A 13,406-nucleotide genomic window follows, 5' to 3' on the forward strand; every position below is an offset into this window, starting at 1 on the left:
GATCCCCCATTTCAGAGGATTCCTCATCGCTGCGCTGCTGACATCCGGTATCGGCAATGCATGCGCCAGGCAGTGCGGCGACACGCCTGCGTCGCTCTGACGGTCATAGGCTCGCGCGCGTGAAAGCCGTTGCACCGCGCGAGCGGTGGGCAGGTCGGCGCGCTTGCGCGCGGCCGTGCGGATTCGCTTACGTCTCAGGTAATCGACGCGCGCCGCCCGCGCCGCGATCATGGCTCCATCGACCGACGAACCGCGTCACGCCAGGGAGCCCGCCATGACCGCCTATGCCATCGCCCACCTGCACGACGTCGACATGTGCGACGACATCGTCGAATACCTCGAACGCATCGACGGCACGCTCGCGCCGTTCGACGGCCGGTTCGTCATTCACGGCGCGCGGCCGGAGGTACGCGAAGGCGTGTGGCGCGGCGACCTGATCGCGATCGCATTCCCGGATCTCGACACGGCGCGCGCATGGTACGAGTCGGATGCGTACCGGCAGATCCAGCCGCTGCGCGCACGGCACGCGAGCGGGCCGCTGATCCTGATCGACGGCGTCGATGAACGGCACAAGGCGACCGACATCCTGCGGTGAAACCCGACGCCTGCGATACCTACGAAGCGTTCCGCTCCATCGGCTCGCCGACGACGAAGCCGCCGCCCTGGAACCACTGCGCGGGATCGTCGTAGTCGGCGGTCGGCGCCGTGACCGGGAACAATCCCGCGAACTGCTCGGAGCTGTCGCGCGGACGGAAGCCGAGGAAACCGGCCTTCGTGTTGTCCCACCACTTCACCGGGTTGTCCGACGCGCCGTAAACGATCGCGTGGCCGACGCGGTTCGTCAGCAGCGAGCAGCGCACGAGCTCGATGAAATCGCGATAGCTGAGGAACGTCACGAGCATGCGCGGGTTCTTCGGCACCTCGAACGACGAGCCGATCCGCAGGCACACGGTCTCGATCCCGAAGCGGTCGAAGTAGTAGCGCGACAGCGATTCGCCGAAGCACTTCGTCACGCCGTACAGGCTGTCGGGGCGCAGCGGCGAATCGGCGTCGAGCACTTCCGTGACCGGATGGAAGCCGATCGCATGGTTCGAGCTCGCGAACACGACGCGCTTCACGCCGTGCTTGCGCGCGGCTTCATACAGGTTGTACGTGCCGGTAATGTTCGCGCCGACGAGATCGTCGAACGGCGCATCGACCGAAATGCCGCCGAGATGGACGATCGCGTCCACGCCGTCGACGAGCTGCATCACCGCCGGCCGGTCGGCCAGATCGACGACACGGGTTTCTTCATGCGCGGCCGCGTCGCCGGGCGTCGCGATGTCGCTGACGCGCACGACGTCGGCCCATTGCGCGAGTGCGCCGCGCAACTGGCGGCCGAGGTTGCCGGCCGCGCCCGTCAGCAGCAGGCGCCCGAACGGTTTGCGCGTGCCGGTGGATGAGGCGTTCATCGAATCTCCTTCTCCTTGAATCTGACCTGGACTCCGATCCGGTTTTTACCTCGAATCGGAAAACGTTTTCCAACTATACGCGGGACCGCAACCGAACGTCAATGGTCGAACCTGTTCGCAGCCATCCGCACTTTCCCGATATCAGCTCGTGGCCGCGTGCCGGCTTTTTCTGCCACAATCCGGCGTTATCGAACGAAAACGTTACCCTTCCGATGAAAAAAGTTTCCCCGACGATCCGCGACGTGGCCGCGGAAGCCGGCGTGTCGGTCGCGACGGTATCGAAATACGTGAACGGCACGCAGCGCTTCTCGCCGGTGGTCGAAGCGCGGCTCAAGGAGGCGATCGACCGGCTCGGCTACCGTTCGAACCCGCTCGCGCGTTCGATGATCACCGGGCGCACGCGCACGATCGGCCTCGTGATCCTCGACATCAGCAATCCGCACTTCACGAACGTGGTCAAGGGCGCGAACCGGATCGCGCTGCAGCACGACTACACGCTGCTGCTCGTCGATACCGAGGAGAACCAGGCACGCGAACGCTCGCTGATCGAGGCGCTCGCGCAGCGCGTCGACGGGCTGATCGTCAGCACGCGGATGCCCGACGACGAGGCCGGCTGGATGCTCGATCTCAACAAGCCGCTCGTGCTGCTGCGCCGCAGCCCCGGCCTGCCGATTCCGAGCGTCGGCATCGACAACCGGCTGTCGACCTACATGCTCGCGCGCCACCTGCTCAATCTCGGGCACACGCGCATCGCGTATCTCGGCTTCGGCACTGCACGCGTGAACGACGAACGGATCCAGGGCGCGCGCGACTGCCTCGCCGAAGCGGGGCTCACGCTCGACGTGCACGACGCGCACGCGCCGACGGCCGAAGCCGGCGAACGCGCGTGCTCGCGCGTGATGCTCGGGCCGCAGCGCCCGCAGGCTGTGATCTGCTACAACGACCTGATCGCGCTCGGCTTCATGAAGGAAGCCGCGTCGCTCGGCTTCCGGCTGCCGCAGGACGTGTCGGTCGCGGGCATCGACAACGTGCCGTACGGCGAATACGCGGCGCCCGCGCTGACGACCGTCGACATCCAGAGCGAGAACATGGGCGAGCTCGCGATGCAGAAGCTGATCGACGCGCTCGCGGGGCGCACCGATGCGAGCTATTCGACGTTCGAGCCGCGGCTGATCATGCGCGCGTCGACGGCAGCGGCCGGTTGAGTCGCCTGCCGAGCGCCTCAAAACGAAAACGCGCCGCCCATGGCGGCGCGTTCGTTTTCCGAACTACGATCAAGCGTCGAGTTTCGCCGGCTTCATCTTCGGCGTGAGCACATGCATGATCGCCAGCGCGAGCAGGTACGCGAGCGCGCCGATCGCGAACAGCACCCAGTAGTGGCCCGTGCGTTGCAGCACCTGGCCGATCACTTCCGAGAACAGCACGCCGCCGATCGAACCAGCCATCCCGCCGATGCCGACCACCGACGCGACCGCGCGGCGCGGGAACAGGTCGGACGCCGTCGTGAACAGGTTCGCCGACCAGCCCTGGTGCGCGGCGGCGGCGAGGCCGACGATCAGCACCGCGATCCACAGGCTCTGCACCTGCGACACGAACGCGATCGGCAGCACGCAGCACGCGCAGATCAGCATCGCCGTCTTGCGCGCGCGGTTCACGCTCCAGCCCGCGCGCAGCAGCATCGACGACAGCCAGCCGCCGCCGATGCTGCCGACCGTCGTCAGCGCATAGATGCAGACGAGCGGCAGGCCGATGTGCTGCATGTCCATCCCGCGCGACTCGTTGAGCCACTTCGGCAGCCAGAACAGGTAGAACCACCACACCGGGTCGGTCAGGAACTTGCCGACCAGGAACGCCCACGTCTCGCGTTTGCGGATCAGCTCGCCCCAGCGCGGCGCACCGGCGTTCGCGTTCGCCGCGTCCAGCGCTTCGGCTTCGTCGCGCGGCTCGTCGTATTCCGCGGCGAGCGCGCGCGTGTCGGCCTGCCGATAGAGCACGAGCCACACCGCGAGCCAGATGATGCCGATTGCACCGATGATCACGAACGCCGCGCGCCAGCCGTAGGCCACCGCGATCGCCGGGATGATCGCCGGCGCGAACACCGCGCCGATGTTCGCGCCCGAGTTGAAGATGCCGGTGGCGAGCGCGCGTTCGCGGCGCGGAAACCATTCGGCCGTCGTCTTGATCGCGGCCGGGAAGTTGCCGCCCTCGCCGATCCCGAGCAGCGCACGCACGAACGCGAAGCCCGTCACCGAGCCGACCGCCGCATGGAGCATCGCGGCGATGCTCCATACCAGCATCGCCACCGCGTACGACACGCGCGTGCCGAACCAGTCGACGATGCGCCCGAAGCCGAGCAGCCCGAGCGCATAGAACGCGGAAAACGCCATCACGATGCGGCCGTACTGCACCTGGCTCCAGCCGATGTCGTGCTGGAGCATCGGCGCGAGCAGGCCGAGGATCTGCCGATCCATGTAGTTGATGACGGTCGCGAAAAACAGCAGCGCACAGACGGTCCAGCGGTAGCGGCTGGCGACGGCGCGCACCGTGCCGACGACGGCAGATTGCATGAATGTCTCCGATGCGCGGCCGCGCCCGTCGCGCCGCACGATATTCGTTGACCGGCGACCGGCGCCGGGGCGGACGGCCATGGCGCGCTGTCGCGCACGGCCGATCGCCAACCCTTCTGGAAAACGTTTTTCAAAGCATAGGGCGTCGGCCGGCCCGCTGTCAGTCGGGGATTTCGATGAGTCATCTCAAAATGGTCGCGGCAAAAGAGACGACTGTTTCGAAGAGTGGTATTAACCGTTTTTCCCGGATTTTCCAACGCGCGAATCGGGGCACGGACGCCGATACACATGTCCGATTCCAGCCAGAATCGATGACGGGGATGGTTTACAGTCGTTTCATGCGCCTCGATCCCGACACCTGCTACGACGCCCTGCTTTCGCGGAACCGCCGCTTCGACGGCTGGTTCTTCGTCGGCGTCGCGACGACGGGCGTGTATTGCCGCCCCGTCTGCCCGGTGAAGCCGCCGAAAGCGCAGAACTGCAGCTATTACCCGACCGCCGCGGCCGCCGAGAAAGCCGGCTTCCGGCCGTGCATGCGCTGCCGCCCCGAGCTCGCGCCCGGCCACGGCTTGCTCGACCTCTCAGGCAATCTCGCTGACGCGGCCGCCACGCTGATCGAGGACGGGTTCCTGAACGAGCATTCCGTCGACGCGCTCGCGCGGCGCGTCGGCGTGACCGAACGCCATCTGCGCCGGATCTTCGCCGCGCAGTTCGGCGTATCGCCGGTCGAGTTCGCGCAGACGCACCGGCTGCTGATGGCCAAGCGGCTGCTGACCGACACCGCGCTGCCGGTGGCCGTCGTCGCATCGACGGCCGGGTTCGGCAGCGTGCGGCGCTTCAACGACCTGTTCCGGCAGCGCTACGGCCTCAATCCGCTGCGGCTCCGCAAAGGGGCCGGCGCGTCCGCCGAAGGCGACATGACGTTCCCGCTGCCATACCGGCCGCCGTTCGCGTGGGCCGACCTGATGCGCTTTCTCGCGCAGCGGCAGATCGACGGCGTCGAGCGGATCGACGCGCAAGGCTATGCGCGCGTCGTCGAATTGCCGAATCGCAACGATGGTGACCGCCTAACCGGATGGTTATCCGTCGCGCACGTGCCGCAGCGCTTCGCGCTGGCCGTCACCGTGTCGCCCGCGCTGACGCCGGTCGTGCCGGCCGTGCTCGCGCGCGTGCGGCGGCTGTTCGATCTCGACAGCCGCCCCGACGTGATCGACGCGCATCTCGGCGCACTCGCGAGCGGCTCACCCGGCTTGCGCGTGCCCGGCGCGTTCGACGGCCTCGAAATCGCACTTCGCGCGATCGCGGGCGAACGGCTCGCGGCCGCGCATGCGGGTGCGGTGCTCGCGCGCATCGCCGAACGCTTCGGCACTAAGGTAGAAGGCGTGCTGCCGGGGCTGACGCATGCGCTGCCTCCCGCGGCGACGCTGGCCGCCCTGCCACCGGCGGCGCTTGAAGAACTCGGCATTACGCGCGAAACGGCACGGGCGATCCTGTCGCTCGCACGCGCTGTCACCGACGGCATGCTCGCACTCGAACCGATGGCGCCGCTCGACGCGACGCTCGCCGCGCTGCGCGCGATGCCCGGCTTCGACGAGCGCGCGGTACAGTACGTCGCGATGCGTGCGATGGCCTGGCCGAATGCATTCCCGGCCGACGATGCGTTGCTTCCCGCACGCGGCGAACACATCGAACACATCGAACGCTCGCGCATGCCATCATCTGCGCCGCATGCCTCGCGCTGGGCGCCGTGGCGCGCGTATGCCGCATTGCATGTGTGGCGCCTTCAAGGAGACGTATTGCGATGACTCCCGCTCACCTGATTCCGAGCCCGCTCGGCGACATCGCCGTGCGCATCGAGGACGATGCGCTGACGGGCCTGTTCTTCGTCGGCCAGAAATACTTCCCGTCGCTTTCGATCGCGCAGGAAGCAAACGCGCTCGTCACTTCGCCGATCGCGCGCAAGGTCGCGGAAGAAATCGCGGAATACTTCACCGGCATGCGCGAAACGTTCTCGGTGCCGATCCACCTGCGCGGCACGACGTTTCAACGGCGTGTATGGAAGGAACTGCTCGCGATTCCGTTCGGCGAGCTCGTGTCGTACGGCGACATCACCGAACGCGTCGGGTTGCCGATGAGCGCCGCGCGCGCCGTGGGCGGTGCGGTCGGCCGGAACCCGGTGTCGATCATGGTGCCGTGCCATCGCGTGGTCGGCGCGTCGGGCAGCCTGACCGGTTATGCGGGCGGCATCGACCGCAAGCGCGCGCTGCTGTCGCTAGAAGGTGCCGGGTTCGAGCGTGGCGCACATCATCCGGTGCAGACAGCGCTCGCGTTCTGAGTGACGGCGCGCGGCACGCGTGGCCGCATCACGCGTTCAATACAGGCCGGCGCGCTTCACGCTTCGCATACGCACCGGGCGTCATGCGGAATTTCGCCTGGAACAGCGCGATGAACGACGACGTCGAGTCGTAGCCCAGTTGCGCGGCCACCGCACCGATCGGCTCGCCGGCATCGAGCAGCGGCAGCGACGCGAGCAGCCGTACGGCCTGCCGCCATTCGGTGAACGACAGCCCCGTGTCCTGCCGGAACAGCCGCGACAGCGTGCGCCGCGTCGCGCCGACCTGATGGCCCCATTCGTCGAGACTGCGCGTATCGCCCGGATGCGCATGCAACGCGCGCGCGATTTTCAGCAGGCGCGGATCGCGCGGCAGCGGCACCGTCAGCGGCGCCGGCCGCATCCGCGCGATCCGGTCGGCGATCAGGCAGACGAGCGCGCCGTCCGGCCCCGCTTCGTCGTAGTTCACCGGCAATTCGGCCGTGGCAATCACCAGCTCGCGCAGCAGCGGCGTCATGCAGAGGATCGTGCAATCGTCGTTCGCATCGCTGCGCGCGATCGCTTCGTCGAGATACAGGCTGTGGAACGCGACGCAATCGCGCGTCGACACCGCATGCGGCACGTGCGGCGGAATCCACATCGCATAGTGCGGCGGCAACAGTTGCCGACCCGACGGCGTCGACACCTCGAGCACGCCGCTCGTCGCATACATCAGCTGGGCCCACGGATGACTGTGCGCGTCGACGCTCACGTTGCCGGGAATCCCGAACGCACGCACGTACAGCGGCCTCGGCAGGCGCGCCATCGGCGGCACTGCGTAAGGGTCACCCGATTGTCCCGCCAGCAACATAAGACGTCCTCCGAAGGTCATTGCACGAACGAGCGCGATGCTACCGTGGCGGCTCTTCTTTCACACGGCTTCCGAACATGAGCGCTCATACCCGCACCACCCGCAAGACCGTCACCGCGATCCGTTCGACCAAAGGCATCGGCAGCCTCGTGTCGCTGACCGCGTATTCCGCGCCGATGGCGAAGCTCGTCGACGACGTGGCCGACGTGATCATCGTCGGCGATTCCGTCGGCATGGTGTTGTACGGGATGCACGATACGCTGCGCGTCACGCTCGACATGATGATTGCACACGGTGCGGCCGTCGTGCGCGGCGCCGCGCAAGCGTGCGTCGTCGTCGACCTGCCGTTCTCGACGTACCAGGAATCGCCCGCGCAGGCCTATCGCTCTGCCGCGCGGCTGCTCGCCGAAACCGGCGCGCAGGCCGTGAAGCTCGAAGGCGGCAGCGAGATGGCCGACACCATCCGCTTCCTGACCGAGCGCGGCATACCGGTGATGGCGCATGTCGGCCTGATGCCGCAGCAGGCCAACGCGACGGGCGGCTTCCGCGCGCAGGGCATGGACCCGCGTTCGGCCGCGCAAGTGTTCGATGCCGCGTGCGCGGCCGAGCGGGCCGGCGCGTTCGGCGTCGTCATCGAAGGCACCGCCGAAGCGCTCGCGCGCCATCTGACTGAAACGCTGACGATCCCGACGATCGGCATCGGCGCATCGCCCGCGTGCGACGGACAAGTGCTCGTGACCGAGGACATGATCGGCGCGTTCGATGCATACACGCCGCGCTTCGTGAAACGTTACGCCGATGCGAATACGGTGATGCGCGACGCGATCCGCCAGTACGCGCACGACGTGCGGCAGCGCGTGTTTCCCGAACCGGCGCATTGCTTCGGGTATGGCAAGCCGCTGCAACTGGCGGACGCGGCCGCCGCCTGACGCGACGCGATCACGCGCGCTTGCGCATCGCATGCGCGACCCGCGCGTTCGCCTCGAATTTCGCGCGATGCGTCGAGAAGAACGTCCGCACGTTGCGGACGTTCGATGCGCCGGTGAACAGCCGCCGCGCGAATTCGTCGTATTCGGCGACGTCGGCAAGATCGGCCACCACGACGAAATCGGGGCCCGGCGACACGCGGTAGCACTGCGTGACGGCCGGCTCCGCGCATACGTACGCTTCGAACGCGTCGTAGTCTTCGGCCGTCTGCCGGTCGAGGCTGATCTCGATCAGCGCCGTGACGGCCGTGCCGATCGCGACCGGATCGAGCACCGCGACCTGCCGGCGGATCACGCCGGCTTCCGTCAGCCGGCGCACGCGACGCATGCAGGTCGGCGGCGACGACAGCGCGCGCTCGGCCAGTTGCAGGTTCGACACCGACGCGTCGTCCTGCAGGATCGCGAGGATGCGCAGGTCGAGATCGTCGAGGGTGATGCCGGCCATCGGCGGCTCCTTCCGGTCAGGATGTGAAATTTAATTTCAACATGATAGACGATCTACGCGTCGTTTCATTTATGTCGACATTTTGAAATTTAATTCCATTCAACCGCCTCTACCATCGCTCTCACTGATCCAGACAGGACATTTACGGAGCGCGATATGTGTGGAATTGTCGGGGCGGTCGCCCAGCGGGACATCCTGCCGAACCTTGTCGACGGCCTGAAGCGGCTCGAATACCGCGGCTACGATTCGTGCGGCGTCGTGGTCTACCGCGACCGTGCGCTGGCACGTGCCCGCAGCGTCGATCGCGTGGCCAACCTGCAGCGCGAGATCGCCGAGCATGCGTTGTCGGGTTACACCGGCATCGCGCATACGCGCTGGGCCACGCATGGCGCACCCGTCACGCTCAACGCGCATCCGCACTTCTCGCCGAGCGACGCCAACGCGCGCATCGCGCTGTCGCACAACGGGATCATCGAGAACTGCGACCAGTTGCGCGCAGAACTGCAGGCGCAGGGCTACGTGTTCGCGAGCCAGACCGACAGCGAGGCGATCGCGCACCTGATCGACCACCTGTACGACGGCGACCTGTTCGATGCGGTGCGGCGCGCGGTCACGCGACTGCGCGGCAGCTACGCGATCGCGGCGATGTGCCGCGACGAGCCGCACCGGATCGTCGGCGCGCGCGACGGGATGCCGCTCGTGGTCGGCGTCGGCGAAGGCGAGAATTTCCTGGCGTCCGATGCGATTGCGCTGTCAGGCATCACCGATCGCATTGCGTATCTGGAGAACGGCGACGTCGCCGATATCCAGCTGCATCGCTACTGGATCGTCGATGCGGCCGGCCAGCGCGTCGAGCGCACGGTGCAGCGGGTCGCCGCGCATAGCGGCGCGGTCGATCTCGGATCGTACCGCTACTACATGCAGAAGGAGATCTTCGAGCAGCCGCAGGCGGTGGCCGATACGCTGCTCGACGTCGCGTCGATCATGCCCGAGCTGTTCGGCGACGGTGCGTGGCGCGTGTTCAATGAAGTCGACTCGGTGCTGCTGCTCGCGTGCGGCGGCAGCTATCACGCGGCACTGACCGCGAAGTACTGGATCGAGAGCATCGCGAAACTGCCGGCGAGCGTTGAAATTGCCAGCGAGTTTCGCTATCGCGACAGCGTGCCGAATCCGCGCACGCTGGTTGTCGCGGTGTCGCAAAGCGGCGAGACGGCTGACGTGCTCGGCGCGGTGCATGTCGCGAAGCAGCGCGGGATGATGCATACGCTCGCGATCTGCAACGTCGCGACGAGTGCGTTGATGCGCGAATGTGCGCTGCAGTTCGTGACGCGTGCGGGGATCGAGATCGGGGTGGCTTCGACGAAGGCTTTTACGACGCAGCTCGTTGCGTTGTTCTTGCTGACGTTGTCGCTTGCTCAGGTGCGCGGGCGGTTGAGTGATGACGAGGAGAAGGAACATCTGCGTGCGCTGCGGCATCTGCCCGACGCGATGTCGAAGGTGCTCGCGCTGGAGCCGCAGATCATGGCGTGGTCGGAACTGCTCGCGCGACGCGACAACATGCTGTTTCTCGGGCGCGGGATGCATTACCCGATCGCGCTCGAGGGTGCGTTGAAGATGAAGGAGATTTCTTATATTCACGCCGAAGCGTATCCGGCCGGCGAGTTGAAGCATGGGCCGCTTGCGCTGGTGAGCAACGAGATGCCGGTGATTGCGGTTGCGCCGAATGACATGCTGCTCGAGAAGCTCCGGTCGAACATGCATGAGGTCAGTGCGCGGAACGGGCGGCTTTTTGTGTTCGCGGATGTGGACTGTGGGCTGGTGCCGGGTGACGGGATCGAGGTGATTCGGCTCAATGAATACTACGGGCCGCTTTCGCCAATTCTGCATACGGTGCCGATGCAGCTTCTCGCCTATCACGCTGCGTTGGCGCGGGGGACGGATATTGATAAGCCCAGGAATCTGGCTAAGTCGGTGACGGTGGAGTGAGGCGGGCGGCGACTGCCGGGGGGCTGGCAACTTCGAATAGTTCCACTTAAAGCGACGCGCGAAGTTTCACTTAACGTCCTCCGAAATCCCCGCAAACGACTGCCGGGCGGGGCTTAAGTGAAACTGTTCCAACGGCATTTGCGCTCGGCCAAAGCGCGGGATGCCTCGGAAAAATCGCGCCCATCCACGCGCCGTATTGAGCCCCTTTCCATTCATGACGAGTGACTATCCCATCAGCTCAGGACACGTCGGGCTGAGGCAGTCAGCACTTCGACTGCGGAACGTTCGGCCGCGTCGGCCGAGGCAGCCCTTTGGGCCATACCTTTCAAGTAATTGCGTCGCCCCCTGTACGCAACGGCTGTCTGGTTTCGGCGGACAGGGAAGAAAGCGCTGTCGGCTCATGCCCCGCCTTTCACCGCATGATGCAGGTTTCGCTGTGGCGAGCTAAGAAACCCCTGTGTTCCGGCAGGCATAGGTTTCGCACGGGCCCCAGAAGGCACGAGCGCATATACTTTGATTGTCTCTGAGCATACGCAACATCTTGAAACGATGAACGCCCCGCAGGGAGAGCACATGAAGCTTGAAGACCGAATCGCTCTCTCTATTAAGAGACGCAAAAGTGTAGTCATTCTACGCTCCGAGGTTGCATCACTTGGCAGTGCCTCGCATGTGAGCCGAGTACTTGCGAAAATGGTCGGCGATGGACGCCTGATACGTGTCAGCCTCGGCGTTTACTGCAAAACACGCATCAACAGATTCACGAACGCGCTGGCGCCAGCGGCCCCGTTCGAGACGGTCGCCGCCGAGACCTTCAAGAAGCTGAACATTGAAGTACGCCCAGGACGGTTCGCGCGCGAGTACAACGCGGGAACTACCACCCAAATTCCAATGGACGGTTTGGTCAACACGGGGGCACGCCGGATACGTCGAAAAATCCGGGTCGGAAGCAAGACGGTGAAATACGAGATAGGTCGATAACGGTGCATTGGCCGTTTGAAGCAGCTTTTCGCGGCACAAGCTGGAAATCTCGCCCGCCCTCCTCATATATGCAAGCAGAAGGCTGACCTAGCGCCGCAGTCACGCGTGCCTGTAGCGAATCGGATACGTGCGCCGATTTGGTTGGATGATGTGATGTTCGCCGCTTCATATATGCGGCGAACATTGGTCAGATTCCGAGAGACATGTTGGCGTCGGGAATACCTTCACACTCGCATCGTGGCTTGTCAAAGCTCACGGGCTGTACGAGAGTGGCTCCAATGCGCGGAACTAAGGACAACATTCGCGGACGGTGGTGCCATGAATTTGTGTGCTGTTGGTCATGCCACCCCTGCAATCTGTAATTGTCTAACATGCGGCTGTTCGGATGGCCGTATCTATTCTTGCCTGACGAAATGACGAGACGTGCGTCTGAGACGGTGGTCTCTGGAATGGCGAAGACATTCAATTTTCCGCCATGATGACTGGCGACCATCGCGACAATTCGACGTGAATCCCACGAGCTAACTCGGTCAAACTGAATGCTATCAAATTCGCAATCGCCCGGCAGTAACACAAGCCCCCGCTTCCAACCGTCATCGATACGAACGACCATCGCCAATCCGGAGTTGTTACGATAGGACACGTCTCGTTTTTTGGTGGAGCACTTGAGTAGCGTCAGGTTGCCAGTTTCCCACATGCTCTTTCGCCTAGACCAGAAATGCAGTGCCCGTCGCCCCTCCCATCGTTGATGGTAGAGTTTCAAAATAAGAAGATAATGGCTTGGACCAAGCTTCATTGCCTTCTCCGGTGCAGGTACAAGCCACGGACGGTGAAGCGCCGCACTTTTCCACGTCGCGAAAGGCGCGCCTCGGGCCCTGTCGTAACGCCAGCTTTCGAGCGCATATGCCCAATGGTCCCAATCCCAGTGTGAGAGCACAACCGGTGCTATGCCAGCATCACTTTGCACATCGAAAAGCTGCGGCGGCGGATTTGGCGCGCCAGCTATATTGGTCTGAATGGGCCAGCCTAGGTCGAAGAACAATACCGGATGCTCGTGCTCATCGACTACTGCATTGCAATTGCCTTGGCCAACGTGATAGGCAACCACATGTCGTCGGCCTTCGCTTGCAAACAATTTTTCAAGCCGCCTCGCAAACCGTTCAAACGAATTGGGGGCAAGCTGCGTTGCGTCAAAAATGCGCTCGGCCGCGGCCTGAGTGTCGGCGTCGAGTGCCTCCGGTCGTGAAATATACAGAGTAATGGCTTCCGCATCAGCGGCTGTCGGGGCAAGGGAAACAAACGTCGCAGGAATGTCTACCGCCGCTGCATCGTCGCGTACCTCAGAGACCGTAAGCGTGAACCAAATTCGTACGGACGCGTTGTTGATTCTATCCAGTAGACTCGGCGCAAATGATTCGCGCCTGACCTGGAGTACGGCTCCCATATACTCGTCAGCCTGTTCAGATGAAAATTGAGCCAGCCCTCCGACTCGCCGCATGACTGAAAATGTCTCTTGAGAAATACAGTCTAGATACACGTGTTCTTGGTCGACATCACCATCTAACGACTCTAGAACCGCGAAGTAACGCATGAGGGACCTCCGCCTTTTTTGCTATTCATTGCTTATCGGTCGCATCAGGTAAAACTTGATTGTGACCATGGATTGAAGCTGGGCGAAGCAAGCCCCTCGCATCCAGCACCCCCTAGCAGGCTGTTGAAAAACGCCTCGTCTTGATCACGAGGTCGCTGCGCAAAAGGATTTCGTATGCGATTGGCTGCTGAGTTGGCGACGGATCGTCGAAGCTGGACCG

12 protein-coding genes are annotated in these 13,406 nt (G+C 64.3%); 7 read left to right on the forward strand and 5 right to left on the reverse strand.

Annotation, left to right across the window (positions count from 1 at the left end; all coding sequences use genetic code 11):
- Nucleotides 1-274 precede the first annotated feature (274 nt).
- Nucleotides 275-595, forward strand: a complete 321-nt coding sequence (locus tag ACNQQL_RS29380) for a DUF1330 domain-containing protein (protein ID WP_175964257.1) — start codon at nt 275-277, stop codon at nt 593-595.
- A gap of 19 nt (nt 596-614) precedes the next feature.
- Here ACNQQL_RS29380 and ACNQQL_RS29385 read toward each other — a convergent pair whose 3' ends face one another.
- Nucleotides 615-1,451 carry an NAD(P)-dependent oxidoreductase gene (locus tag ACNQQL_RS29385; RefSeq protein ID WP_347067574.1) on the reverse strand — a complete coding sequence of 279 codons (837 nt, stop codon included), beginning with the start codon at nt 1,449-1,451 and terminating at the stop codon, nt 615-617.
- Nucleotides 1,452-1,552: 101 nt separating this feature from the next.
- Between ACNQQL_RS29385 and ACNQQL_RS29390 the strand changes: the two genes are divergently transcribed.
- Nucleotides 1,553-2,656: a LacI family DNA-binding transcriptional regulator gene (locus ACNQQL_RS29390; RefSeq protein WP_347067576.1), complete on the forward strand. Its 1,104-nt coding sequence runs from the start codon at nt 1,553-1,555 to the stop codon at nt 2,654-2,656.
- 69 nt (nt 2,657-2,725) lie between these two features.
- On the opposite strand, the gene ACNQQL_RS29395 is transcribed toward ACNQQL_RS29390, so the two are convergent.
- Complete coding sequence (locus tag ACNQQL_RS29395; protein ID WP_347067578.1) at nt 2,726-4,018, reverse strand: MFS transporter; 1,293 nt, start codon at nt 4,016-4,018, stop codon at nt 2,726-2,728.
- A gap of 320 nt (nt 4,019-4,338) precedes the next feature.
- On the opposite strand from ACNQQL_RS29395, the gene ACNQQL_RS29400 reads away from it, so the two are divergent.
- The gene (locus ACNQQL_RS29400; RefSeq protein WP_347067580.1) at nt 4,339-5,823 is read left to right on the forward strand and encodes a DNA-3-methyladenine glycosylase 2 family protein; all 1,485 of its coding nucleotides are present in this window, start codon (nt 4,339-4,341) and stop codon (nt 5,821-5,823) included.
- Nucleotides 5,820-6,353 carry a methylated-DNA--[protein]-cysteine S-methyltransferase gene (locus ACNQQL_RS29405; RefSeq protein ID WP_072438421.1) on the forward strand — a complete coding sequence of 178 codons (534 nt, stop codon included), beginning with the start codon at nt 5,820-5,822 and terminating at the stop codon, nt 6,351-6,353. Before ACNQQL_RS29400 ends, ACNQQL_RS29405 begins: the two co-directional genes overlap by 4 nt.
- Nucleotides 6,354-6,381: 28 nt before the next feature.
- Here ACNQQL_RS29405 and ACNQQL_RS29410 read toward each other — a convergent pair whose 3' ends face one another.
- Nucleotides 6,382-7,200 carry a helix-turn-helix transcriptional regulator gene (locus ACNQQL_RS29410; protein ID WP_347067582.1) on the reverse strand — a complete coding sequence of 273 codons (819 nt, stop codon included), beginning with the start codon at nt 7,198-7,200 and terminating at the stop codon, nt 6,382-6,384.
- 77 nt (nt 7,201-7,277) lie between these two features.
- Between ACNQQL_RS29410 and panB the strand changes: the two genes are divergently transcribed.
- Entirely contained in the window at nt 7,278-8,129 is an 852-nt protein-coding gene (panB, locus tag ACNQQL_RS29415) for a 3-methyl-2-oxobutanoate hydroxymethyltransferase (protein WP_072438418.1), read from the forward strand.
- A 10-nt stretch (nt 8,130-8,139) separates the two neighbouring features.
- Here the strand turns inward: panB and ACNQQL_RS29420 are convergent, their stop codons facing one another.
- The gene (locus tag ACNQQL_RS29420) at nt 8,140-8,631 is read right to left on the reverse strand and encodes an Lrp/AsnC family transcriptional regulator (RefSeq protein ID WP_034181959.1); all 492 of its coding nucleotides are present in this window, start codon (nt 8,629-8,631) and stop codon (nt 8,140-8,142) included.
- A gap of 156 nt (nt 8,632-8,787) precedes the next feature.
- Between ACNQQL_RS29420 and glmS the strand changes: the two genes are divergently transcribed.
- On the forward strand, nt 8,788-10,617 hold the full coding sequence (gene glmS / locus ACNQQL_RS29425) for a glutamine--fructose-6-phosphate transaminase (isomerizing) (RefSeq protein WP_347067585.1): 1,830 nt from the start codon (nt 8,788-8,790) through the stop codon (nt 10,615-10,617).
- A 573-nt stretch (nt 10,618-11,190) separates the two neighbouring features.
- Nucleotides 11,191-11,595 (forward strand): DUF6088 family protein, encoded by a 405-nt coding sequence (locus tag ACNQQL_RS29430; protein WP_347067587.1) that lies wholly within the window; start codon nt 11,191-11,193, stop codon nt 11,593-11,595.
- Between the two features lie 187 nt (nt 11,596-11,782).
- Here ACNQQL_RS29430 and ACNQQL_RS29435 read toward each other — a convergent pair whose 3' ends face one another.
- Nucleotides 11,783-13,186 carry a hypothetical protein gene (locus tag ACNQQL_RS29435; protein ID WP_347067589.1) on the reverse strand — a complete coding sequence of 468 codons (1,404 nt, stop codon included), beginning with the start codon at nt 13,184-13,186 and terminating at the stop codon, nt 11,783-11,785.
- Nucleotides 13,187-13,406 lie beyond the last annotated feature (220 nt).

The sequence above is a fragment of the Burkholderia sp. LFS061 genome, assembly GCF_047978125.1.
GTDB lineage: Bacteria > Pseudomonadota > Gammaproteobacteria > Burkholderiales > Burkholderiaceae > Burkholderia > Burkholderia pyrrocinia_C.